This is a genomic window from Halomonas qinghailakensis (genome assembly GCF_025820815.1).
Classification (GTDB): domain Bacteria; phylum Pseudomonadota; class Gammaproteobacteria; order Pseudomonadales; family Halomonadaceae; genus Vreelandella; species Vreelandella qaidamensis.
The window spans coordinates 1,967,095-1,991,833 of the sequence record NZ_CP096973.1 but is presented as its reverse complement, the minus strand read 5'-3'; the positions used below and the strand labels follow the sequence as shown (position 1 = coordinate 1,991,833).

Here is a 24,739-nt window from a genome sequence, read left to right as displayed (position 1 = left end):
CTCCCGCTACTCAACCTCTATCCGCTTAACCTGCCATACGGAACGGGTGAGGATCTCTTCGCTTAACAGGGAAGGGTTATCATCAAAAGGATAAATAACAAACAGCGGTCCATGGTCTCTGATTCTGAGTAGCTGACCATTCACACGCATGGCTAAGATGACTTCGTAGTCATAAAAATCACTGACCGGTACCATCGCGAAGTAGTCATTCAACGCTACGACCTTCAATAGTTCACCTTCAACACCGACAGCTTCTATTAGCGCCTTCCCTAAGGGGCCTTCAAAGCTCACGACGCCATCATGCCAAGGCGTGCTAGTCTGGGTAGTATGCTGAGTCAACGCTTCTAGCATCTCGCTATCGAAGTGAGCCTCACTTCCCACATTGGTCTGAGTAATATTGCCTGTCACTTTCAGAATGACGCTGCCCGTAGGAGCATCGAGAGCTTGTGCATTGTTGGTAGTCAACGCAGCCAATGACAAAAAAAGTGCGTTTATAGTAAAAAACTTAAGCATCACTTAACCTCCAAAGCTGTAAAACCAGTACAGGCTGTGACAGAAGCACTAACTATAACCACTTGTGTCGCGCACCCACCAACCTAACCACTTGAAATTTATGTTTTTTCAGCAGATATCAGTTAGCAGATTTTTTTCATAAAAAGACACACTACTTCGAAGAACACGTCATTGGCGCACCATACCTAAAATAGTACGGTATTTTTAAACATCATAGCAGCAAATAGCGTTGATGCTCCCAAGACACCACCTTGCTGTAAATGGACAGCACAGTCTCATTAGCCTCCCCACAACGTGACTATTTTGCGTCCTGCTTTTGGCCAGATTTGACCTCTTGACAACGCAAACTATTTGCTCGTTTGATTGACCTATTGAAAAAGCGCGGAGTGTTCACCCCTCAACTCAACACTCTTCAGACACAAGCGCAGCTGTTAGGCCGCTTCGATGTGGATGATAGAGTTCTCCAGTGTACAGCGACAAATTGTGACGTTTGAGGTGGAGACGCTGTAGTGCACAGCTGCTTATCGCTAGAATCACACAAACTGCCAGCCCCTGACCGGAGAACACCATGCCATCCCCCCTCGTGACGACCCAATGGCTGCAAGACAACCTAGACAACGAACGGTTAGTGCTTATTGATGCGAGCATGGCGACTGTCATTGGTAAAGACCCGATCGTTTATGACCGCCCGATGTGGATACCGGGTAGCCGCCAGATCGATCTCGAAGGCGTGCTCTGTGACACCGGCTCTTCTCAGACCCACGCCTTTCCAGCAGAGGAACAAGTCACTGAGGAAGCTCAACGGCTGGGCATTACGACCGACAGCCTCGTCGTACTGTACGATAATCAAGGCATCTATTCGGCGCCTCGGGCCTGGTGGATTTTCCGGTCAATGGGCGTTAAACACGTTTTTGTTCTGGATGGAGGACTGCCACAGTGGCTAGCCGAAAAGCGGGACGTTGTTTCTACTATCGCTGAGAATACCGCCACACCTAGCAACTTCGTCGCCAACCTTGATCGCAGCCGGGTGCGAGACTCAGCGTACGTTTTGCACCATCTGGACGATAGCCGGGTAACCGTTATTGATGCCCGATCACGTTCACGCTTCTTGGCACAGGTGCCTGAACCCCGCCCTGGGGTGCGCAGTGGTCATATCCCCAACTCTCACAACCTGCCGTTTACAGAGGTGCTAGAGGGAAATTGTTTTAAACCTGCTAGCGAGCTGAAGGCCATCTTTATAACGCTTGCTCCGCCCCTCCAATCTAGCAGTGAACCCCAATTGGTATTTTCCTGTGGCTCGGGCATCACCGCCTGCATCATTTTGCTGGCTGCCGAACTGGCGGGATACCATCAGCTATCGCTGTACGACGGTTCTTGGGCCGACTGGGGACGCGATGAATCACTCCCAGTGGCTTAGGTTTTGTATGAATGGCTCTGGCCAATAGCAATGGATGCTTCAAAGAGGTAATACATGACGACGGGTAAACCAAAAGAGCATCACCGTACGAGTAGAAAACAAAATCAAGCAATACGAGGTCTCATTGAAGTGACTACAATCACTTTTTGGCATGGGATCAAGACCACTACGTCTTTGAATGGCTAGTTATTTATAGGCGAGAGATTGCAATGCGGATGCTGCTAATTGAAGACCACCCTGCTCTCGCTGAAGCCGTTGCCAGCGCTCTGGTGAAAGCTGGATTTGCTGTGGACAATGCGTATTCTGCAAACAGCGCGCTGGCGATGCATCAAGCGGCTTCCTACGATCTAGTATTGCTGGATCTGGGTCTGCCAGATGGAAATGGCTTGGACCTGTTGCCTTCCCTTAGTGCTAATGGACAGACACCCATAGTTGTACTGACTGCACGTGACCAGCTCTCTGAGAGGCTGGCCGGGCTAGATAGCGGAGCTGACGACTACATTGTCAAACCTGTTGAAATGCCAGAACTTATTGCACGCTGCCGTGCCATCTTGCGACGGCCAGGCAAGCGCATCAATAAAGTCTTAACGTATGGCCTCCTGGCCTTTGACACCTCAACGCGAACAGCAACCGTTGGCGATATTCCTTTGCCTTTGGGCCAGCGTGAAATAGGCGTCCTGGAGCAGCTTATGCGAGCGCAGGGGCAGGTGCTATCACGCGAAGCGCTGGAGGCTTCGGTGTACAGCTTTGATGATGAGGTTGGCCCCAACGCATTAGAAGCGGCCATATCGCGCCTTCGGCGAGCGCTCAAGCCAACAGACTGTGAACTAACGATTGTAACCATTCGTGGTGTCGGCTGGATGCTGATAAAAGAGCAAAACCAATGAGCTCCCGCCAGCCCACACTGGCCAAAAACCTAACGTATCGGCTTACCTGGATATTGCTGTTTGCCATCGTGATCAATGTCATCGTGGTCGGTATCTACTACAGCTCTGATCGAGAGTCGCTAGAAAGAGAGGCTATTGAGAAACAGCTGTCTTTGTTGACTAAAGCCTTTGATGACACTGACCTAAACATCCGCTCCCAGGCAAAAACACTCTTCCGTTCGCATCCGCAGGGGTATGCCTTTGCATTACTAGATCATCAAGGCAATCTGCTTGACGCTGAAAACGAAGCATTGATTCCCCAACAGGCATTGCACACAGATCTCTTTGCTCAACACTGGCAAACACGCCTGACGACCCCAGAAGGGGTTACCCTCCTGATGTCTCAGCCTGTCGAGCTACCGTCAGGTACGGCAAGACTTATATTTGCCATGCACAATGATCCTGGCCATCTCATCCTACGCGCCCTCGCCAGCGAATTTCTAACCCATATCTGGATACCCATTTTGCCGGTTGCCGTAATGATGATTGGTGCCAATCACTTCATGATTCGTCGCGGTCTCAGGCCGGTCAGACATGCTGCCAACTGGGCACGTACCATTCAACCTGGCATACCCGCTCCTCCCATTGAAGAGGAAAATTTGCCTGCTGAAATTGACGACCTGGTTCACTCTACGCAGCGCACCCTGGAGCGTTTGAATATTGCCCTTCTGGCCGAGCAGCGCCGGGGGGCAGAAATTGCTCATGCATTACGTACTCCTATTGCCGTCTTGACCGCACGACTCGCACTGCTGCCTGCCGGAGATAACACCGAAAAGTTATGCACTGACCTAGCGTCACTTGCCAGAACCGTTCATCAAGTATTGGCTTGCTCAAAAGCGGACGCGCTTGATATATCGTCAGAGTCTCGTTGCGAACTCAACCAGATTGCTACCCGAATAACCGCGAACTTAGCTCCTTTCGCCTATGAAAGAGGAGTGACGCTTTCATTACGCCCGCATACCAATCCGGTTATTGTACGTGCCACTCAGGAAGGTGTTGAACTGGCGCTGGTCAATCTAGTTGAGAATGCAGTTTTGCATTCCGGTACTCAAATCATCGAGATAACGGTGGGCCCCGGTGCCACGCTCAGCGTACGTGATGAAGGCCGTGGTATTCCAACTGAATCTTTTCACCATGTCTTTGATGCCTTTTGGAGAGGCGAAGAGGCTGCTGAAGGAGGCAGCGGTCTTGGTCTGGCTATTGTGCAACGCTTACAGCTCGCACAGAAAGGCAGCGTGACGCTTTCCACGTCTCCTAAGGGCGGTGCTGAATTCACGCTTTTCTACAGCACTGAGAATGACGCTAGAAAATAGGGAGTCGTCAGGTTCCCGTCAGCTTGACGCAGTAAGCTGCAAGGGTCAGTCACGATTAGCCCACAATCCGATTTAGGGGGCACCATGAAAGACTTAAAGCAAATCAATTTACGAAATACCAACGAGTGGCTCTCCGGCGATATTGACATCCGAGTACCTAAAAAATGGCTTGTCATTGCCGCCGCCGTTTTTGTCATTCTTGTTTTGCTTGCCCTGAATTAAGCGAGGAACTAAAAAATGAAGGCATTCACTATCGCCATATTGGCATTGCTACCTCTATCACCACTGATGGCAAATCAGATAACACCGATAAGCGAAGCAGAAAAAGGCAGCATAGTGACATTGTCAGGCACGATAGAACGTATTTCTGACACTGATGAATTTCGCCTGTCAGACGATACGGGCAGTATTAATATTTATGTAGGTCCTAACTGGGTGCCTGCCCAAATAGGCGAAGCCATTCAGGTGATGGGATTTGTAGATGATGGCTTTGGCCCACGAGAGGTATATGCACGTCAATTGACACGCGCCGATGGCAGTGTGGTCGAGTTTGAACATCGGTACGATTAATTTGTTGATTTTTCCTATACGCCTATGACAGCAGTCAGGCTAACGCATATAGCCTGACTGCTTCATGGCTAATACGTCTATATCAATACCTCTTGGCCGCAGAAACTGAGTGCAACACCTGAGCATTTCGCTAAGGTGTTGTCCCATGTCTTACCTCGAACTCAGTATTGAAGAACGTGCCAGCATCCAAGTGGGTCAAGCCCAAGGGATGAGCCTTCGGCATATTGCCCAGCTCCTGGGGCGAGCTCCTTCAACCATCTCTCGTGAAATACGCCGTAACCAAATGGCCCAGAACGGTTACTGCGCCCGGTACGCCCAGCGTCAGCGAGAAAAGCGTCGAGAGGTCTGTCGTCCTGCGCGTAAGCTTTTGCCAGGCACCGAACGGTTTGATCTCATCGTGCATATGTTGCGGCGACGCTTGTCTCCCGAACAAATTAGCGGCAAGCTCAAGACGATGAAACTACCTGATTTGCGCGATGCCTACGTCTGCCGAGAGACCATCTACACGGCCATTTATGCCTTGCCTGTTGGCCACCTTCGCAAGGAACTGATTCACTGCTTGCGACAAGGTAAAACCACACGCAAGCCTCGTCGTGGCGAAGTGGATCGACGTGGACAGATCCCTGACATGATCAGCATTCACTTACGTCCGCCCGAGGTCAGTAAGCGTGAAATGCCTGGCCACTGGGAAGGCGATCTGATCAAAGGTAAGAATAACGCGTCCGCGGTAGGCACCTTGGTAGAGCTTAGCAGTGGCTATCTGATCCTCGCAAAAATGGACGACGCCACCGCCACATCCGCCGTAGCAGGTTTTAGTGCCGCCCTGAACCGAATGCCGACCACCGCTCGAAAAAGCATGACCTATGATCAGGGGCGTGAAATGGCACAGCATGCAAAAATCACTCAAGAAACGGGCGTTGCGATTTATTTTTGCGACCCCCACAGCCCCTGGCAACGTGGGGCCAATGAGAATATCAATGGTCTTATCCGTCAATATTTACCGAAAGGAACGGACCTTTCAGCACATAGCCAGGAAGAGCTGGACGCCATTGCCTTTGAGCTGAATATGCGACCTCGAAAACGCTTTGGATTTAAATGTCCGATAGAAGTGATGAGCGAGCTGATGGTCAAGTACCATGAAAGCCCATCAACCATCCAATGAGTGTGTTGCACTCAGAGTCTGCATCCGCCCCTTATTAATTATAATATCTACCTATCGAGAGGACACCGCTAAGACAGATTGGAGTGCTACTGCCGAACTATACAGCTCATCAGCACGGCTTGGCGTAAGCGTCTTGAACCAAAATTGCGCCACTAAGTGGTCTTGGTAATCCCAAGACACGGCCTTGCCATAAATAAACAGCACGGCCTCACTAGTCTCACCACAATGTGAGCACGTCTGAAGAGCTAACGTGGCATGGCAATCGGGCTTTGTATTATTGGAACGAAAGAACACTCCACCACAAGAACAAGCTATCCCCCCTTTCATCGACAAAGATTTAGACAAATTTGCCTCCATCACTGGGCCTCGCCACTAATCTAAGGGGAAGGTCACAAGCTGCAACCAGTACCTAGACCTGAAAAAACGCAGCACACTGCATTCACGATTTTTTAAAGCATAGTCGATTATTATGCATATTCAGTTGGCCTAATATCGCCAAATTTCATCGCTCGCCTGTCATCCCAGCCAGATTCCTTGTTCGATGGCCAGATTTACGTTTTATGCCATCTGGCTATATAAAACCGATTGCTAGTGACTCACAAGGTGTCTATAGTTGTTGTTAACACGGCCCCTATCGGTGAGACTGCTATGCAGTAACATCGCTTAGGGGTTTTTTATTGCTGTTCTAGCCATTCCCACTGCTGCCAACCTTCTATTACTCCCATGCCTTGTAGGTTTAGGCCTACGGCGTGCAAGTCTGGAAAACTGCTTAGTAAATCTGCCAAGCGAGTCCACCATGTGCTTGTAGGATTCACCGTCATCAATAGAAACTGAACAATGCAGAGCAGCAGGAAAGGGCGCGCTTGAACGTGGGCATCCTGCCATCCCTGAAAAAACAAGTTAGCTTCACCATGGCTAGGCTTGCGCGGCTGGTCAGCCATATTGCGGTTCCATAACCGGCTGTGATGGGCACACACATTGCGTAAATAGTTCAAGCTGCGAAGCCAGGAAGCGAATACGCGCCCATTGCTAATGCCATAGCGTGCCGCAATAGCATCCTGCTCCCGTTCACGCATTCCACCGAACAGATGGGAAAGCGTACCGAAGTCCCACACTTCACTGGCTATCCATATCGGCAACGGCAATCCGTACTTCTTTTTATGGTGATCGATAAACGTTTCCCGAGAGCGGTTAATCAGGCGCGCATGGCTTTCCTGCCATTTATGCAGAGGAGTTACGCCTGTTTTCTGGTCAATTTTATAGGCGAACTCATCATGCAACAGTGAAGGGTTCAAATAGGCATACGGATCTAGCCGCCCCAGCGTATGGGCGATGTCTACCCGCAGCGCCACTTCGATACGCTCAAGGCCATCCAGTGCCAGTAGTCGCAACCGCTTATCAAACACATACAGGTCGACGGCTTGCTGAAAGGTAGTGCCATGCTTAAACGCATCTAACGCTAGGTAATCCGTTTTGCCTTTTTTGAGCAGGCGCTTACCGCTTTTATTTAAAGGCGTGCATACGCCTGAGCGCTGACGAAAAGCAAACCAATACCCGCTCAACCGGTAATAGCCAATCCGTTGGAGATGCGCCAGAGCCCGCTGGTCGTCTGTCACCGTTAGGCCACGATCTTTTAGCTGTTGTAATTGCTCCAGGTGGCTGAGCCAGGGCTTGGTGTAGTCGGTCATCCTTCCAGCGCTCCTTCCACCACCGCCCCCGCCAACTGGCAGCGGGTGTCGCTGGCCTGGGTCAGGCGCTCCTTGAGGTGGTCGCAGAGGGCCATCAGCTCATCGACTTTTTGGACGATGCGGTGTTGTTCAGCTAGTGGAGGAAGTGGAACAGGTATGCTCCTGATTTTTCCAACGCTAAGGTTGTACAAGCCGCTTGAAGTTACAGCCAAGCGCTTCATCTCAACTATTCCCGATGGCGAATTCAAATATAGAGCAATGTAGTCACTGGTTTCAGGAACGATAGGCCGAACTCTCATCAAATGATTCTGATATATGCAATCAGGCACTCGACCATCCCAGATGGCGCACCTTCCAATTTCCTCAGCACTGCCGTTTCCTTCGACTACGAGAATGTCACCTTTCTTTAAGCCGTATTGGCTCAGCTCATCGTTAAACAGCTCGAATTCTGGAAGATCCGAACAATCCATCAAAAAGCCTCTTTGGACATCTGCAACACGAAGATATGGATACTTGTTCTCGAGAGGACGGCGCTTCGGTTGCTTTTGAATGCCGCCTTGGACGTGGCTCAATTCGTCGAGACTAGTTGACACCCAATGCATAGGCACCCGCTGGTGGGGGGCATCCCCCTGATAAGTCAATTTCAACTTTGCCTGCGCTTTAATCTTTTTGTTTTTTATCAGAAGAGCTTTGTCGGTCTTGATACGTTCCACAAGTTTGGCTACCGACTCATCTCCCGCATCCTGCTCCACCAGCCGCCCCATTACCGCCAGTTGCAGAATGGTCTGCTTGAGCTTATCGATGCTCTGTTCGGTGGTAAACAGCGTATCGAAGTGCTCGGCGAGGCGCGCCCAGTTGTCGGCCAGTTCGGTGGCGTCCTCGGATTGGGTTAAGGTGCAAAGTAGTGTATCCACGAGGGTTTCGTGGGCGTCAAGTTGGTCGCTGGCGTGCTGTTCCAGCCGGTCACAGAGGGCCATCAACTCATCGACTTTTTGAACGATGCGGTGTTGTTCTTCTAAAGGGGGGATGGGAATCAACATCTCTCCCATATCGCTCAAGCGAAAACTATTTTTTACACCACGTTGTGGCTCATCAAACTGGTTTTTTGCACATGGGCTTCTCAAAAACTCTGCATAATAGCGGTTCCTGCAAAGTGAACTGATTCGAACTAAACAAGAGTGCTGATTTATATAAGCCTCGCCAAAGCCTTCAGGTATAAGGCCAAGGTTACCTACATCTCCTGTGATAGAAACCACCAAGTCACCACCCTGAAGTGATGTTCGTGCTCCCTCACCACCAGTGGGTGGTGAAACGTATTTTACATTGTCCAACCTAAGTTTATAGTCAACGCGAGAAAGGTTGCCCATGGTGATGAATATTGCGCCGGATTCGGAGTAATACTTTGCCCAGTCACGAGACCCTGAAGTTATCAATTCAGAGATTTCCCATATTCTTGCCCACTGCCAGAAATTGGGAAGCTCAAAAGGTACATCTTCCTTCGTTACTGCAGGCAGCCTTTTGGGCTTCTTGACCTTTCCTTGTCTAGCGAGCGTCGCTTTCTCTTGGGAAATTTTTTCGAGCAGAACACTGGCGTGTTCATCATTTGAATTTTGATCGACGAGCTTTCCCCTGACAGCCAGCTCCAGAATCAGCTCCCGTAGCTTCTTGATGCCAGTCAATTTAACTTTACCGTTGCTCCCTCGGCCCGCCATGGATTTCTGGGTGACGGCTTGCGTCCACAGATCCAGATGGTCGGTGATCAGTTCATGCGCGCTCATACCGGCTCTCCTGCATCGCGGGTCAACGCATCATCGAGGATGGTTTTCAGCTGGTCGCGCAGTTCCTGAATCTCCGCCTGCTGCTGCTGGTACTGGGCCAGCAGTTCCTCCGGGTCGTGGGTGATGGTTTCACCCTGCCAGGGGTTTTTGATATCCAGGTTGTAGTTGCGCGCCTTGATCTCGCCCATCGAGACCTTCCAGGCCTGATGGGTCTCCTCACGACTGGCAAAGCCATCGGCTTCATCGCCCCACCAGTCAATTTCAGCCTGGAATTCGGCAAATTTCATCGGGCGGGTCTTGCTGTAGTTCTTGTAGCCTTCCGGGTAGGGGTGTTCGTAATACCAGATGTTCTCGGTCGGCTGGCCCTTGGTGAAGAACAGCAGATTGGTCTTGATGCCGGTGTAGGGATTAAACACGCCGTTGGGCAGGCGCACGATGGTATGCAAGTTGCACTCCTCCAGCAGCTTTTCCTTGAGGCGGGTTTTCATGCCCTCGCCAAACAGAAAGCCATCCGGCAGCACCACGGCGGCGCGGCCGGTGTTTTTCAGCAGTTGGATAAACAGCGTCATGAACAGGTCAGCGGTTTCCCGGGTGCGGAAAGCGCTGGGGAAGTTGGTTTCAATGCCATCTTCTTCCATGCCACCGAACGGCGGGTTGGCCACAATCACATCCACCCGCTCTTTCGGCCCCCAATCGCGCAGCGGGCGGGCCAGGGTGTTGTCGTGGCGGATCTGGTTGGGTACTTCAATGCCGTGCAGAATCATGTTGGTGGTGGCCAGCAGGTGCGGCAGCGGCTTTTTCTCAACCCCGTGGATGCTGTTCTGCAGGGTCTGTTCGTCCTGCGGCGTTTTCACGTAATGGCGGCGCTTGTGCTCAATGGTGCACGTTAAAAACCCACCGGTGCCGCAGGCCGGGTCCATCACGCTTTCTTCCAGCTTGGGATTGACCCGGTTGACCATAAATTCAGTCACCGCCCGCGGGGTGTAGAACTCACCGGCGTTGCCCGCGCTTTGCAGGTCTTTGAGGATCTGTTCGTAGAGTTCACCCAGCTCATGGCGCTCGGCGGACTTGTTGAAGTCGACACCGCTCTGCAGGCGGTTGATCACCTGGCGCATCAGCTGGCCGGACTTCATGTAGTTATAGGCATCCTCGAACACATTGCGAATCACCACGCCGCGAATATCGTCGCCCTGGGGCTGTAGCTGCTGCAGGCCGGGGAAAAGGGTGTTATCGATAAAATCCTTGAGCTCGTCACCGGTCATGCCTTCCGGATCGGCGGCCCAGTTACGCCAGCGCAGCGGCTCGGGGATCGGCGAGCGGTAGTCGTCGTTGAACATCTCCCACTCTTGCTCGCGGTCGTCAAAAATTTTTAAAAACAGCAGCCAGACCAGCTGGCCGATTCGCTGGGCGTCGCCGTCAACGCCCACGTCTTTACGCATAATGTCTTGAATGGACTTAATGGTGCTGCTGATTGACATAGTGAGGTGTGTTCCGTTGGGGGTGTTATCTGTTGACATGTTAATAGCGGCCTGCACAGGGTGCAGACCGCCAGCAAAAAGGCAATGGTATCAGGCGGGGGTCTGGTAAAGCGCGTCTTCCAGTTCATGCAAGGCGCGTTGGTAGCCCGGCTTGCCGCCAAAGGCGTTGATCAGCTCCATGGGGGCACCCAGCTGGCTGAAGGGTGAAAGCGTCAGCACTTTGGGGTCTTCGATGGGTGCTATGCCCGAATCGGCGTATTTATCCACCAGGGATTCAAGCACCTGACGGGCTTGGCCTTCATAGCGGTTGAAGATATCGCGCTTTCTGACCTGCTCGGCGCGCTCGCGGCGGGTCAGCGGTGGGCGATCAAAGGCGATATGGCAGATCACATCGAAGGGGTCGGGCTCTTCGCCCCATTTCTGGCCCAGCTCGGCGACCAGGGCATCCCAGAAGATGCCTTCCTCGGCCAGTTCATCGAGGATTACCTGCTTGCGCTCGGCATCCTGCCAGCGGCGCAGGAACGCATCCAGGGAGGCGAACTGGGCTTTCATCTGCTTGCGGGTGTAGTCACGCAGGCTTTCGGTGATCAGCTTGCCATCCGGCCCTAGATACTGCACCCGCTCGGCGACAATGCTGACTTCCACGTCATCCACCACGTATTTGCGTCGTGGCTCGGGGCCTTCGGGTGTGCCCAGGCCGCCCGCATCGTCAGACTCCCAAGTGGCGTTGTCGCCTACGTCGTAATCGGCCCAGTCCGTCTCGACGCCTTCTGCGGTTGTGTCTGATGTATCTTGTGGGTCTGGCTGTTCTTCATCCAATGTGCTGTCTTGCTCGTCTTCCGGCACGATAGGGGCATCATCGGAATAGGGCTGGTAGACCTGCACCGGTTCGCCATCGAAATCCGGATCGGCAAACAGTTCGGTGGCTTTCTTGAAATCCAGAATGGTGAACCAGTGCTTATGGTAGTCGTCGTTGATGCGGGTGCCCCGGCCAATAATCTGTTTGAACTCGGTCATCGACTGGATGCGCTGATCAAGCACAATCAGCTTGCAGGTCTGGGCATCCACACCTGTGGTCATCAGCTTGCTGGTGGTGGCAATCACCGGGTAGCGTTGTTCCGGATCGATGAAATTATCCAGCTCGGCCTTGCCTTCCTGCTCATCGCCGGTAATCCGCATCACGTATTTACGATTCTCGGCTACGCGCTTGGGATTGGTGTTGACCAGCGCCTGACGCATACGCTCGGCGTGGTCGATGTCCTCACAGAAGACGATGGTTTTCTGATAGGGGTCGCTGCTTTCCAGCAGCTCGGTAATCTTGGCCGCCACCAGAGTAGTGCGTTTTTCCAGCACCAGCTGTTTATCGAAATCCTTCTGGTTGTAGATGCGGTCTTCAATCTCCTGGCCGAGCTTATCCCGCTGGCCCTTGCTCGGCCGCCAACCTTGCAGATCTTTGTCGATATCCACCCGCACCACTTTATAGGGGGCCAGAAAGCCATCCTCGATACCCTGCTTGAGCGAGTAGGTGTAAAGCGGCACACCGAAGTAATCGATGTTGGAGACTTCCTTGGTCTCTTTGGGTGTAGCAGTCAGGCCGATATGGGTTGCTGCGCTGAAATAATCCAGAATCTTGCGCCAGGCGGAGTCTTCCGCTGCGCTGCCGCGGTGGCACTCGTCGATAACAATCAAATCGAAAAAGTCTGGCGAGAACTGCTTGTAGATGTTCTGCTCTTCTTCGCTGCCGGTCACCGCCTGATACAGCGATAGGTAGATTTCGTAGGACGCATCCACCGTGCGGTTGGTGACCTTGGTCATCGCCTGACCAAAGGGTTTGAAGTCGTTGTTCTTGGTCTGGTCGACCAGGATATTGCGATCCGCCAGGAACAGGATTCGCTTCTTCTGGCGCGACTTCCACAGCCGCCAAATGATCTGAAACGCGGTAAAGGTTTTGCCGGTGCCGGTCGCCATTACCAGCAGAATACGGTTCTGCCCCCGTGCCACGGCTTCAACGGTACGGTTGATTGCCACCCTCTGATAATAGCGCGGAGTACGGCCACTGCCGTCATCGTAATAGGGTTGTTCAACCACCGGGCGAGCGGCGGGCTGAATGCCTTTGTACTGGCAATAGCGCTCCCAGAGTTCATCAGGCGATGGAAACGCATCTAGCGTCAGGGTAGTTTCAGTTTGCCCACCCAGCCCAGTGCGGTCGTGAAACAGGAAGCCGTCGCCATTGCTTGAAAACACAAAAGGCACATCCAGCGCATCGCTATAGGCCAACGCCTGCTGCATACCATCGCCCAGGCTGTGCTTGTTATCCTTGGCTTCTATCACTGCAATCGGCTGGTTTTTCTGGAAGCTCAGTAGGTAATCTGCCCGGCGCTTTTTGCCCCGGGTATGCAACCGCCCCCGCACGATAATCCGCCCGGCGGTAAAGGTCACCTCTTCACGAATTTGCGTTTGGATATCCCACCCCGCCTGTACAAGGGCCGGGGTAATGAACTTGGTGCAAATATCGCGTTCGCTGAGGGCCTTCTTATCCATGGCAAATCCTACTCGTCTGGCGGGCTGGGCATTGATTACCCAAAGCTTACGATACTCAGTCGAATTAAGCATCTTGTGCTAAGTGGACGTGAGAATATCGATAGTTATACCCACAAGCGACACACTGGCTAGCAGAACGCTAATAAGCGTGTGACACACCTGTGTCAGATAAAAGCCGCAGGTCAACGGCTGAGTAGCAGGGCTTGAAGGCAATATTGGCAGGCGTGGCACATGGATGACACAGATTTGACACAGCCAAAACAAAAGGGCTTACGCGTTAACGTAAGCCCTTAATATGTTTGGCGCGCCCGGTAGGAATTGAACCTACGACCTTCGGCTTCGGAGGCCGACACTCTATCCAACTGAGCTACGGGCGCTTTGGGTGCGTATCGTACCCGTGTGGGCGCGCTGTGTCCAGCTGCCTTGCGGTTTTACAGCCGCTTTGATTGACCGTTTTCGTCTCTCTGGTGCATGCTTTCGAAGCACTGCCAACCCTTAGTAAAACTGGGAACACACTATAATGAAAAATTTTGCACGTAACACGCTGGCATTGGGCATTTCACTGGCGCTGGCAAGCGCTGCGAACGCCGCTGATTTTGCTGATATGGACCCCGTCACCCTGCGCTTGGCCCACGTGGTCAACGAGCAAGATGGCTTCCATATCGCTGCTACCAAGTTTGAAGAACTGGTGGAAGAACGCACCGAAGGCAAGGTCAACATCGAGATCTACCCTAACGCCTCATTGGGTGACGAACGCACGCTGCTGGAAGGTATGCAGATCGGCACGGTGGATATGGGGGTGATTACCAACGGGCCGGTGGCTAATTTTGTGGAAGAGATGGCGGTCTTTGAACTGCCGTTCCTGTTCCCTTCACCAGAAGCCGCTTATGGCGTGCTGGATGGCCCCATTGGCCAGGAGCTGCTGGATAAGCTGTCTGACGTGAACCTGAAAGGCTTAGCCTACGCTGAGCGCGGCTTCCGCAACCTGACCAACAGCGAGCGGGCGGTGAATTCACCGGAAGATCTGGATGGCCTGCGTATTCGCGTGATGGAAAACCCGGTGTACACCGATACCTTCCGTGAGCTGGGCGCTAACGCTATTCCCATGGCGTGGACAGAAGCACTGACCGCCATGCAGCAGGGCACCATCGACGGTCAGGAAAATCCGGTGAACGTGATTCATTCATTCAAGCTGGATGAAACCCAGAACTACATGACCCTTTCCCGCCATACATACGCCCCGGCCATTTTTGTAATGGGCATGCCCGTTTGGAACCAACTGCCAGAACAGGCACAAACCGTACTGAAAGAAGCTGCCCAAGAAGCCGCCGAGCATGAGCGCCAAGTGAACGCCGATATGGAAGCCGACCAACTGGCGGCGCTGCGCGAAGCGGGTATGGAAATCAACGAGACACCGGATATGGAAGCCTTCCAAGCAGCCGTAGCGCCTGTATATGAGAAGTACGGCGAGCAGTTTGGTGACTACCTGCCACGCATTCGGGAGGCGCTGAATCAGTGATGGCCTTTGCACAGCCTCTTTTGACGCTGCTGCAACGCATTGAACGCGGGCTGGATGCCATCATCCGGCCCGTGGTGTTTGCGGGCATGGCAGCATTGATTGGCGTGATTACTCTGCAGATTGTGTCGCGAGTGCTGTTCAGCGCCGTCGGCTGGACGGAAGAGGTCGCGCGCTTTCTGCTGGTGTGGATTACGTTTTTAGCCAGCACGCTGGCGTTCCAGCGCGGGCGGCATATCGCAGTGACTTTTGCCGTGGATGCGCTTCCTCTGTCCCTACGCAAGCTGGCACGTTTGGCGGCGCTGGCAGTGGTGCTGGCGTTTATGATTGCGCTAATCGTGATTGGCTACCGCTATATGCAGGTGCAAAGTTTTCAGAAGTCCGCCTCGCTGCGGCTTTCGATGACCTACGTTTACGCGGTGATCCCGCTTTCTGCGGCCATTATGGCGTGGTACGCCCTGGTGGATATGATTGACGTGCTGGTGAACGGTGAGCCAACGGCCTCTGCTCCGGAGGCGCCGCTATGACCCTAGTGCTGTTCGGGCTGTTCTTCCTGTTTATGCTGCTGGGCGTGCCGATTGCCTTTGCAATTGGCGCAAGCACGCTTTATGCGCTGTACCAGTCGGGCGTGCCACTGATGGTGGTCACCCAGCAGATGTTCCAGGGCATTAACGCGTTTGCCCTGGTCGCGATCCCGATGTTTATTCTGGCCGGTGACTTAATGGCTCAGGGTAAGGTCAGCGAGCGGTTGGTAAGCTTTGCCGATTCGCTAGTCGGCTTTATGCGTGGCGGGCTTTCGACTGTATCGGTGATGGCGGGCATGTTTTTCGCGGCTATCTCTGGCTCTGGCGCAGCAACCACCGCTGCGGTGGGTTCAAGCCTGGTGCCAGAACTTAAGCGTAAAGGTTACGACCCCGCTTCGGCGGCCAGCTTAATTGCTGCCAGCGGCACGATTGGCGTGGTGATTCCTCCCTCGGTGCCGATGATTATCTACGCGGTGATTGCTCAGCAGTCGGTTTCAAAGCTGTTTTTGAACGGTTTTTTGCCGGGGCTGGCTATGGGGCTGGGGCTAATGGCGATTGCCATCACTCAGGCCTATAAGCGTCAGTACCCCAAAGGCACACCGCTGTCACTGCCTACCATTTGGCGCACGCTAAAAGCGGCTAGCTGGGGGCTGATGACGCCGGTGATTATTTTGGGCGGTATCTTCTCGGGTATCTTCACACCTTCGGAAGCGGCGGTGGTGGCGGTTAACTACGCGCTGCTGGTATCACTGTTTGTGTACCGCGATTTAACCCTGCCCCAGGTGTATAAGCTGCTGATTCGCTCGGCGATGACCACCGCAGTCATTATGCTGGTAATTGCCATGTCGGCAGTACTCAGCTGGACGCTTTCAAGCTGGCAGGTACCCGGCGCGATAGCCCAAGCAGTGTTGTCGCTTTCCACTAACCCCTACGTGATTATGCTGCTGGTCGTGGCTGTGATTCTGCTCACGGGGGTATTTATCGAGACCGCCAGCGCATTGATTATTCTTACCCCAGTACTGCTACCGCTGGTGCTCCAGCTGGGAATCGACCCGATCCACTTTGGTTTGATTATTGTAGTGGGATTGTCAATTGGCATGATTACCCCGCCAGTGGCAATCAACCTCTATGTGGCTTCGTCAGTCACTCAGCTACCGCTGGAGCGCATCACCCAGGCAATTATCCCGTATCTTTTAGGGCTAATTGGCGTGTTGCTATTGGTGGTTTATGTACCGATCCTGCTCGGCTGGTCGGGTAGTTAGCAAGCAGTTAATAGTGAGCTGAAATGCGTTGATATGAAATGCGTTGATATGAACAAGGGGCTTGCCATTTGGCAGCCCCCTTTGTTTTTACTGCGCATCGTGTGTTTTTTGCTGAGCGCGATTTATAAACAACGTAAGGCTTAAAACTCTTCCCAGGCGTCGTCGCCTGCTTTAACAGGGGCTTGCTTAGAAGAGAGCGCGGGGCGCTTGAGTTCCTGGCGTGCACTTGGCGCACCAGAAGGCAGAGACTGACGCGGTTGATTTAACGCTGGCTGTGTCGATGAGGTTTGTGGATCATCGCCGCCAAGCACGAAGGAGTTGATCAACTCGTTAAGGTGTTCGGCATGGCGACGCATATCAGCAGCAGCGGCGGTAGACTCTTGTACCATGGCAGCGTTTTGCTGAGTCATGGTGTCCATTTCCGCAACGGCAGTGTTGATCTGGCCAATACCGCTACTCTGCTCCTTGGCGCCCGCACTAATCTCGCCGATCACATCGGTCACTTTGGAAACGCTTTCAACAATGTCACGCATGGTAGCGCCAGCGTTACGCACAAGCTCGGCACCAGCGTGGGTGTGCTTAACAGAGCTATCAATCAGCGTGCGAATCTCTTTTGATGCATCGCTAGAACGACTGGCAAGTGTGCGTACTTCTTGCGCAACCACCGCGAAGCCACGGCCATGTTCACCTGCCCGCGCAGCTTCCACCGACGCATTCAGCGCCAAAATATTGGTTTGGAAGGCAATCGCATCAATCATCGTGATGATATCGCTAATGCGCGACGCTGAATCATTGATGTCGTGCATCGTCCGCTCAACCTGACCCATGGCTTCTTCACCCTGGTGGGCCACTTCAGCGGTGGACTGAACCAGCTGATTAGCTTGCTGGGCGTTATCCGCACTGTGGTTTACGGTCGAGGTGATCTCTTCCATAGAGGCCGACGTTTCTTGCAGGTTAGCGGCAGCCTGTTCGGTGCGGGTAGCCAGCTCTTCTGAGCTATGGGACATCTCGCCTGCTGAATGGTAAACACTGACAGTGCTACGACGCACGTCACGCAGAGTGTCCTGCATTCGTTCAACAAAGGCGTTGAACTGCACCGCAAGGTTGCCCACTTCATCATTGCTTTCTACCGCTAGGCGGCGGGTAAGGTCACCACGGCCCTGAGCAATATCGTGCATGGCGCTAGCGGTGCGCTTAATCGGTCCTACGGTGCGGCGCACAAAACCAAATGCGAGCAGTGCTACTATCACAAATAAGACAGCACCCAACAAAATCGCAGACAGAATAGATTGGCGTAAATTGGCAGTAGCGGTAGCTTCCAGCTCGGCAACCGTCACATCAACATCAGTGACATAAACACCAGCACCAATCATCCAGCCCCACTTTTCTAAACTCTCTACATACGAGTGCTTAGGCTCAATCTCACGGGTACTTGGGTACTCCCATACGTAGCTATGGAAACCGCCGCCATTTTTAGCTACTTGAAGGATATCGCGAATAAGGTAGCTACCATCCGGCGTTCTTACGTCCATCATGTTGGTCCCTTCGCGCTCTGGCGCAGGGGCTGTCACAATGTTGTTGCCCTCGAAATCATAGATAAAAACGTAGTTATTACCTTCAAAGCGCATCGCGCGCACCAGCTCTGCTACCTGCTGTTTGGCTTCCTCATCGTTGGCACCTGCCCGTTCATAAATAGGCGAGATAGCGGTTGTCGCTACTTGCACAATGTCACGCACCGCGTGGCGGCGTTCTTCAATCAGCAGCTCGCGCTGGTTTGCCAACGTATCGCGGGTGTTTTGAGTACGCTCATAGGCGTTAAACGCAACTAATCCCACGGTCACCATAAAAAGAGGCAGTAGAACAAGAGTGAGCACTTTAGCTTGTAAGCTAAGGCTTCGTTTTTTCGTAGTCGAAGGAGCAGTGGCCATTCAGGTTTCTCTATAGGTCGTAGGAAAAATTTTAGTAATATTGTGCAGTTACTATCGACCTAACAAGGATTAACTTTAGCCAATTATTGTTCTTTTTTTAGGGTGCTCAGATTGATGGATTGACGTTTATGGCCTGCTTATCCAGATAGGAACCTCTTCAAAAGGTAGAAGCTCAGCATCTGTGCCTTTTTCATGTTACGCAACGGCACCTCGCCCAAACTTACCCAATTGAAACATATGCTTATCTGACTAGCTGTGATTTAGTTCTCAAGCTAAACCAGAAGACAGTCAGCGCCCTTCACTGCCTCATTATCGGTTAAGCCACGGACATCCATGCAAGTGCCGCATAGCAGTACCTACCTCAACAACACATCGAGAAGCGGAGTTGAATGTGTCCCGGCTACATCGGATACACCCACTTTTTGTTTCTTAACAGTTAAGAAACGCTCAAACTCGTTATTTCATAACCTACGTTAAGGTTATCTTTCGGCTATCCGTTCACTGTAGGTGGGTGGTGGCCAGGGACGGCCCGTTTTTAGCAAGCAGCTAGCCACCTCAGTTTTGCCTGCTCTGCCCCTATTAACTAGTGGGGCAGTGCAGTAACCACCTTTTCAATGCTTATGCCGTCGCCACCTGGGGCCGACGTTCATCCAACATGCCTTTATCAAGAATAAAACGGATGATCTCCTCAAGCCCAACACCATCGTAGAGATTGGTAAACACAAAGGGGCGTTCGCCGCGCATTTTCTTCGAATCCCGCTCCATTACCTCCAGCGAAGCATGTACCTGCTCGGCAATATCGATTTTGTTGATAATCAGCAGGTCTGACTTAGTAATGCCTGGCCCGCCTTTACGGGGAATTTTATCGCCTGCGGAAACGTCAATCACGTACAGCGTGAGATCGGAAAGCTCAGGACTGAAGGTGGCCGATAGGTTATCGCCACCAGACTCTACCAGCACCAGTTCTAGTTTTGGGTGGCGGGCGTGTAGCTCATCGATGGCCGCCAAGTTCATCGAAGCGTCTTCGCGGATGGCGGTATGCGGGCAGCCGCCGGTTTCCACTCCCAGGATGCGGTCAGCGGCCAGTGCATTGTGTTTGAGCAGAAAGTCAGCGTCTTCACGGGTGTAGATGTCGTTGGTCACGACGGCGATATCGTAATAATCGCGGAGCGCCGAACAGAGCTGCTTGAGCAGTGCGGTTTTACCGGACCCCACTGGCCCACCCACGCCTACACGTAAACAGTGCGTCATTGTTTTCTCCTAATAGATAAACGTTTAACTTCTAAACAAGCGTGAATATTGCGTTTCGTGCAGAGCGCTTGCCAGCGCCACGCCGGGCAGTATCGGGCCAAGATCGTCATCGTCGAGCAATAGTGCTTGGTCGACAGCGTCCACCAGTTCACCGCGCAGCTGTTCAATAACGCGCTGAGCGGCGGTATGGCCTAGGGGCAGTGCTTTGCAGGCTACTGCCAGTTGGTTTTCCAGCCACGCCCAGCCAAACCCTAACAGCGCCTGACGCGGGGGCACGCCACGCATATGGGCAGCATAGCTAAATAGCGTCACGTAGCCTGCCTGGGTAGGTAATAAAGGAGGCAGACAGTCTTCACTTTGCTCATCCTGGCGGGGTAGTAAGTCCAGGCTGCCTAACAGGCGCTTAAGTGAAGCACCCAGGCGGCTATCCTCAGCCGCTAGTTCAGCGGTTTCGCGGGTGGCTGCCAACCACTCGTCCCACTGGGCTATTGCATCGCTGTCCTGCTGCTCAAAGGCGGTGTACAAGCGCGCGATCAGCGGCAATTCACAGCGGGTTAGGCCATCTTCCAATACGCCAGAAAGCCACTCAGAAAGGCTTTTTTCATCACTTACCCAGCCTAGCTCAAAGGCACTTTCCAACCCTTGGGAAAACGCAAAGGCGCCGATGGGCAGCGCGGGGCTGACCAGTTGCATTAGCCCTAGCAGGGCTAAGTCATGGTTTTCTGGTAAGGCACGTTCAGTGGGCATGATGATGCTCATGCGTGTGTGAATGATCATGCGGATGCTCATGGTCGTGGGAGTGCCCATGACCATGAGAATGCCCGTGAGAATGCCCGCCGCCACCTACTTGGTTATAGGCGCCAGGTTCTGGGTCGAAGGTGGCGTTGTGATGCTCAAGCTCAGCCCCCAGTAATTCCGCCAGCTCTTCTAGCACATGGTCGGGGGGGAAACGCACCCAGCCGCCCTTCTCGTCTTCGCCCAGCGCTAACTGTACATGGCGATTGCCAAGATGATATGCCAGCCGTGCAAGGGGTAAGCCGGTGCTAACTCGCGCGGTCACCACCGGCTCGATGGCAGCGCGTATGCGCACCACCTCGCCACTTTCAGCTTTTAAGCCTTCGCCATCGCGCAGCACCGGGCCACGGTCTAGAAACAGGCCCAGCTCGCGGCCGCTATCGCTTTGGGCTTTTAGGCGCCCGCGAATGCGCAGCTCAAAGGGCAGCGTCAGCGTGTCGCTGGCAGCGCGCTCTTCCACCGGCCCTAAACGTTCTATCAATTTCAGCATCTCTACCGTCCTTTCGCTATCTATGAGGCTGTGCCGGGGGTAGGCCTACGAGAGGGCGCTGTGAATACATCCCTGTACGCTACTTTTGCCATCCATGGCAAAAGACCCTCTCTTCGACCTCCCCCGTCACCTCTACCTAAATGAAATAGCCCCAATTAAAACAAATGATAACGCTGGGCTAGCGGCAGTTCGGTGGCGGGCTCGCAGGTGAGTAGCTCGCCATCGCAGCGCACTTCATAAGTTTGTGGGTCAACGGTGAGCTCTGGGCAGGCGTCGTTGAGTTTCATATCTTTTTTACGCACGCCGCGTACGTTTTTACAGGCGGAAAGCGTGCTGTGCAGGCCCAGACGCTCTTTAATGCCTGCGTCAATCGCCGCCTGGCTCACGAAGTTGAGCCGCGTTTGGCTGGCGGCCTTTCCAAACGCCCCAAACATAAAGCGATAATGCACTGGCTGAGGCGTGGGAATAGACGCATTGGGGTCGCCCATGGGCGCTGCCGCAATCATGCCGCCTTTAATGATCAGCGAGGGCTTTACACCGAAGAATGCAGGCTTCCAGAGCACTAAATCCGCCAGCTTGCCAACTTCGATAGAACCTACCTCATGGGCAATGCCGTGGGTAATGGCAGGATTAATGGTGTATTTGGCGATATAACGCTTGGCGCGCAGGTTATCCGCGCCCAACGCTTCATCTTCGGGCAATAAACCGCGCTGCACCTTCATTTTATGGGCTGTTTGCCAGGTACGGCAGACCACTTCGCCCACTCGCCCCATGGCTTGGGAGTCCGAGGCAATCATCGAGATCACGCCCAAGTCGTGAAGAATATCTTCGGCGGCGATCGTTTCACGGCGAATACGTGAGTCGGCAAAGGCCACATCTTCAGGAATGTTGGGGTCTAAGTGGTGGCAGACCATCAACATATCCAGGTGTTCGTCGATGGTGTTAACCGTATAAGGCCGCGTCGGATTAGTGGAAGACGGCAGCACGTACTCTTTTGAGCAGGCGGTCAGGATATCCGGCGCGTGACCGCCGCCTGCCCCTTCCGTGTGGTAGGTGTGAATACCGCGCTCTTTAAACGCCGCCAGGGTGTCTTCCACAAAGCCGGATTCATTGAGCGTGTCGGTGTGGATCGCGATCTGCACATCGTACTTTTCTGCCACGCTGAGGCAGTTATCAATGGAAGCAGGCGTGGTGCCCCAGTCTTCGTGGAGCTTTAGCCCCATGGCACCCGCTTCCAGCTGCGCTTCTAACGCCTCTGGCAGGCTGGCATTGCCTTTGCCCAACAGGCCAATATTCATCGGCAGGTCGTCCACCGCTTGCAGCATTTTGCCAATATGCCACGCGCCAGGCGTGCAGGTTGTCGCATTAGAGCCCGTTGCGGGGCCAGTGCCGCCGCCCAACATAGTGGTTACGCCGCTCATCAGCGCTTCTTCTACCTGTTGGGGGCAAATAAAGTGAATATGCGCGTCAATACCGCCAGCGGTGAGAATCTTGCCTTCGCCTGAGATAATTTCAGTGCCGGGGCCAATCACTATATCCACATCCGGCTGAGTGTCGGGATTACCTGCCTTGCCAATCGCCGCGATGCGTCCGCTTTGCAGGCCAACATCGGCTTTCACAATGCCCCACCAGTCTAAAATCAGCGCATTGGTAATCACCGTATCCATCACCGTGTCATCAACACGCTGGCTTTGCCCCATGCCATCGCGGATAACCTTACCGCCACCGAACTTCACCTCGTCGCCGTAGTGGGTAGCGTCTTTCTCCACCTCGATCCACAGCTCGGTATCGCCCAGGCGCACTCGGTCGCCCACGGTGGGGCCGTACATATCGGCGTAAGCTTGCCGACTGATTTTGTTAACCGGTTTCATTGCTTACCTCCATCGAGCGCACCCATCACATCGCCACGGAAGCCGTAAATTTCGCGCTTACCGACGAAGGGAATTAGCGTGACCTCGCGGGTCTGGCCAGGCTCAAAGCGAATCGCGGTGCCCGCTGCCACATCTAAGCGAAAGCCACGGGATTTGCTACGATCAAACACCAGTGCGGGGTTGGCTTCAGCGAAGTGGTAGTGAGAGCCGATCTGAATGGGGCGGTCACCGGTATTGGCCACTTCGACGCTAATCCGCTCGCGACCCACGCATAGCTCAATATCACCGTCTTTTAACTGGTACTGTCCTGGAATCATTGGGCCGGAAATCATGGCAGCCTCCTGGTTGCTGACGACTAGTTGATTGGCGTGTGAACGGTCACAAGCTTGGTGCCATCCGGAAAGGTGGCTTCTACCTGCACCTCATCCACCATTTCCGCCACGCCATCCATCACGTCGTCACGGCTAAGGATTTCACGGCCGTAGCTCATTAAATCGGCGACACTTCTGCCGTCACGGGCACCTTCAATGATTTCAAAGCTGATCAGCGCCACGGCTTCGGGGTAGTTAAGCTTTAGGCCGCGCGCTTTGCGGCGCTCGGCAAGCTGGGCAGCAGAAAACAGCAGCAGCTTGTCTTTGTCTCGTGGGGTCAGTTCCATAGCGTATGTCTCCAGCGGTGCATCAAATTAGGTTAACCAAATGCGCGGCGTGTGGGCGGCACGTGAGATCCAGCGCGGGCGTAATAAGTGCCAAGCCTGTTCACACAGCGCCCAAGCTTCATTCCGGGAGTTTCCTAGGTAACGTAATAACAGTACGCCCTGGCGAACGGTGACCGCCCAACGCGGGTTGTCCGGCAGCGCTTCGCGTAGTTCATCAATTGCGGCACCGGCATCTTCTAAGCCAACTGCCCACAGCGTGGCTTGCACCGTGGCGCCCCCCTGCCCCCAGCGCCCGTTAAAACGCGGATGAGCAGGGTCTAAGGGCTGGCGTTCAAGCCACAGCGGTTTGCCGTCCAGGGTTAAACGAAAGTGCTGTTCAATACGGCCGGTTACATAGGGAAGTTCACTGGCGGGGCGGCCCAACGCCATGATCTCCCAGCCCAGGCAGCGGGCGCTGCCATGCAACGCAATGTGCGTTCGCTGAGTACCTTTGGAGCCATCAAAGGCGATCGTTTCTTGAGGAAGCCACTCAAGGATGCCGCCATCTTCCACGTTCAGTTCGGTATCTTGGTTCCAGGCGACGCCTTGGCTATCAGCTTTATATAGTTTGTTGGCTGCAGGCGTGGTGAGCAGCGCATGTGCGTCACGCTCGATGTGGGCACGGATCGTCAGTGCGTCACCACTGACCAAGCCACCAGGCGGGTGCAGCACATAGACATGGCAGGCCTCTGTGCTGCCTTCGGGGTAAAACGGGCGTTGCACTCTCAGTGGCCCTTGGTGGCGCGCCTGCACCAACCGAGTGATGCCATTGCGGTTAGCAAAACGCAGCGCCAGCGATGCCGCCCAGAGGCGCTCTTCGTCAAAGCGGTGACCTGAGCCAGCAGCAGGTGTCGCGAGTTCACACAGCATCATGGGCGCATTTACTTCCTGTTAATAAGCATTTCATTTTCAAATGCAAGGAATGCGCCAAAATGGTGAAAAATGTGAATACGCTGCTAAAGCGCCCGTATAAGGTGAAAATAGGCAATCTAACGATGCCTATTGCGCACCAAAAAGTA

Annotated in this window: 22 protein-coding genes and 1 tRNA gene; 9 read left to right on the top strand and 14 right to left on the bottom strand. The window is 53.5% G+C overall.

Annotated features, from left to right (window positions below; all coding sequences use genetic code 11):
* Positions 1 to 6: 6 nt before the first annotated feature.
* The gene (locus tag M0220_RS09405) at positions 7 to 513 is read right to left on the bottom strand and encodes a hypothetical protein (protein WP_030070999.1); all 507 of its coding nucleotides are present in this window, start codon (positions 511 to 513) and stop codon (positions 7 to 9) included.
* A gap of 568 nt (positions 514 to 1,081) precedes the next feature.
* Here M0220_RS09405 and M0220_RS09400 point away from each other — a divergent pair.
* The 6 genes from M0220_RS09400 (at position 1,082) to M0220_RS09375 (ending at position 5,901) form a co-directional block, all read left to right on the top strand.
* Positions 1,082 to 1,930 (top strand): sulfurtransferase, encoded by an 849-nt coding sequence (locus tag M0220_RS09400; RefSeq protein ID WP_264017466.1) that lies wholly within the window; start codon positions 1,082 to 1,084, stop codon positions 1,928 to 1,930.
* Between the two features lie 209 nt (positions 1,931 to 2,139).
* Positions 2,140 to 2,817 carry a response regulator transcription factor gene (locus tag M0220_RS09395; RefSeq protein WP_264017465.1) on the top strand — a complete coding sequence of 226 codons (678 nt, stop codon included), beginning with the start codon at positions 2,140 to 2,142 and terminating at the stop codon, positions 2,815 to 2,817.
* The gene (locus tag M0220_RS09390; protein ID WP_264017464.1) at positions 2,814 to 4,169 is read left to right on the top strand and encodes a sensor histidine kinase; all 1,356 of its coding nucleotides are present in this window, start codon (positions 2,814 to 2,816) and stop codon (positions 4,167 to 4,169) included. The genes M0220_RS09395 and M0220_RS09390 overlap by 4 nt, the downstream gene beginning before the upstream one ends.
* Positions 4,170 to 4,253: 84 nt before the next feature.
* Positions 4,254 to 4,391, top strand: a complete 138-nt coding sequence (locus tag M0220_RS09385; RefSeq protein WP_198023700.1) for a hypothetical protein — start codon at positions 4,254 to 4,256, stop codon at positions 4,389 to 4,391.
* A 15-nt stretch (positions 4,392 to 4,406) separates the two neighbouring features.
* Positions 4,407 to 4,739: a hypothetical protein gene (locus M0220_RS09380; protein ID WP_030071007.1), complete on the top strand. Its 333-nt coding sequence runs from the start codon at positions 4,407 to 4,409 to the stop codon at positions 4,737 to 4,739.
* A 145-nt stretch (positions 4,740 to 4,884) separates the two neighbouring features.
* Positions 4,885 to 5,901 carry an IS30 family transposase gene (locus M0220_RS09375; protein WP_264017463.1) on the top strand — a complete coding sequence of 339 codons (1,017 nt, stop codon included), beginning with the start codon at positions 4,885 to 4,887 and terminating at the stop codon, positions 5,899 to 5,901.
* 674 nt (positions 5,902 to 6,575) lie between these two features.
* Here M0220_RS09375 and M0220_RS09370 read toward each other — a convergent pair.
* From M0220_RS09370 to M0220_RS09350, 5 genes are all read right to left on the bottom strand, one after another.
* Complete coding sequence (locus M0220_RS09370) at positions 6,576 to 7,589, bottom strand: Abi family protein (RefSeq protein ID WP_264017462.1); 1,014 nt, start codon at positions 7,587 to 7,589, stop codon at positions 6,576 to 6,578.
* Positions 7,586 to 9,367 (bottom strand): restriction endonuclease subunit S, encoded by a 1,782-nt coding sequence (locus tag M0220_RS09365; RefSeq protein WP_264017461.1) that lies wholly within the window; start codon positions 9,365 to 9,367, stop codon positions 7,586 to 7,588. Before M0220_RS09365 ends, M0220_RS09370 begins: the two co-directional genes overlap by 4 nt.
* Positions 9,364 to 10,845, bottom strand: a complete 1,482-nt coding sequence (locus M0220_RS09360; protein ID WP_264017460.1) for a type I restriction-modification system subunit M — start codon at positions 10,843 to 10,845, stop codon at positions 9,364 to 9,366. Before M0220_RS09360 ends, M0220_RS09365 begins: the two co-directional genes overlap by 4 nt.
* A 90-nt stretch (positions 10,846 to 10,935) precedes the next feature.
* Positions 10,936 to 13,386, bottom strand: coding sequence for an EcoAI/FtnUII family type I restriction enzme subunit R (hsdR, locus tag M0220_RS09355; protein WP_264017459.1), 2,451 nt, complete (start codon positions 13,384 to 13,386; stop codon positions 10,936 to 10,938).
* A gap of 300 nt (positions 13,387 to 13,686) precedes the next feature.
* Positions 13,687 to 13,763 (bottom strand) — tRNA-Arg (locus tag M0220_RS09350).
* Between the two features lie 143 nt (positions 13,764 to 13,906).
* Between M0220_RS09350 and M0220_RS09345 the strand changes: the two genes are divergently transcribed.
* The 3 genes from M0220_RS09345 to M0220_RS09335 are packed head-to-tail and all read left to right on the top strand — an operon-like array spanning position 13,907 to position 16,688.
* Positions 13,907 to 14,905, top strand: coding sequence for a TRAP transporter substrate-binding protein (locus tag M0220_RS09345; protein ID WP_264017458.1), 999 nt, complete (start codon positions 13,907 to 13,909; stop codon positions 14,903 to 14,905).
* The gene (locus tag M0220_RS09340) at positions 14,905 to 15,429 is read left to right on the top strand and encodes a TRAP transporter small permease (RefSeq protein ID WP_264017457.1); all 525 of its coding nucleotides are present in this window, start codon (positions 14,905 to 14,907) and stop codon (positions 15,427 to 15,429) included. Before M0220_RS09345 ends, M0220_RS09340 begins: the two co-directional genes overlap by 1 nt.
* The gene (locus tag M0220_RS09335; protein ID WP_264017456.1) at positions 15,426 to 16,688 is read left to right on the top strand and encodes a TRAP transporter large permease; all 1,263 of its coding nucleotides are present in this window, start codon (positions 15,426 to 15,428) and stop codon (positions 16,686 to 16,688) included. Before M0220_RS09340 ends, M0220_RS09335 begins: the two co-directional genes overlap by 4 nt.
* Positions 16,689 to 16,828: 140 nt before the next feature.
* Here the strand turns inward: M0220_RS09335 and M0220_RS09330 are convergent, their stop codons facing one another.
* The 8 genes from M0220_RS09330 to M0220_RS09295 form a co-directional block, all read right to left on the bottom strand.
* On the bottom strand, positions 16,829 to 18,616 hold the full coding sequence (locus M0220_RS09330; RefSeq protein ID WP_264017454.1) for a methyl-accepting chemotaxis protein: 1,788 nt from the start codon (positions 18,614 to 18,616) through the stop codon (positions 16,829 to 16,831).
* A gap of 618 nt (positions 18,617 to 19,234) precedes the next feature.
* Positions 19,235 to 19,867, bottom strand: a complete 633-nt coding sequence (ureG, locus tag M0220_RS09325) for an urease accessory protein UreG (RefSeq protein ID WP_030071039.1) — start codon at positions 19,865 to 19,867, stop codon at positions 19,235 to 19,237.
* Positions 19,868 to 19,891: 24 nt separating this feature from the next.
* Complete coding sequence (locus M0220_RS09320; RefSeq protein WP_264017453.1) at positions 19,892 to 20,614, bottom strand: urease accessory protein UreF; 723 nt, start codon at positions 20,612 to 20,614, stop codon at positions 19,892 to 19,894.
* On the bottom strand, positions 20,604 to 21,152 hold the full coding sequence (gene ureE, locus M0220_RS09315; RefSeq protein WP_264017452.1) for an urease accessory protein UreE: 549 nt from the start codon (positions 21,150 to 21,152) through the stop codon (positions 20,604 to 20,606). The genes M0220_RS09320 and ureE overlap by 11 nt, the downstream gene beginning before the upstream one ends.
* Positions 21,153 to 21,307: 155 nt before the next feature.
* A complete protein-coding gene (ureC, locus tag M0220_RS09310) occupies positions 21,308 to 23,023 on the bottom strand; it encodes an urease subunit alpha (protein WP_264017451.1) in 1,716 nt (571 codons plus the stop codon).
* On the bottom strand, positions 23,020 to 23,340 hold the full coding sequence (locus M0220_RS09305; protein ID WP_264019211.1) for an urease subunit beta: 321 nt from the start codon (positions 23,338 to 23,340) through the stop codon (positions 23,020 to 23,022). The genes ureC and M0220_RS09305 overlap by 4 nt, the downstream gene beginning before the upstream one ends.
* Before the next feature lie 38 nt (positions 23,341 to 23,378).
* Positions 23,379 to 23,681 carry an urease subunit gamma gene (locus M0220_RS09300; RefSeq protein WP_009723133.1) on the bottom strand — a complete coding sequence of 101 codons (303 nt, stop codon included), beginning with the start codon at positions 23,679 to 23,681 and terminating at the stop codon, positions 23,379 to 23,381.
* 27 nt (positions 23,682 to 23,708) lie between these two features.
* Positions 23,709 to 24,593, bottom strand: coding sequence for an urease accessory protein UreD (locus M0220_RS09295; RefSeq protein ID WP_030071050.1), 885 nt, complete (start codon positions 24,591 to 24,593; stop codon positions 23,709 to 23,711).
* Positions 24,594 to 24,739 lie beyond the last annotated feature (146 nt).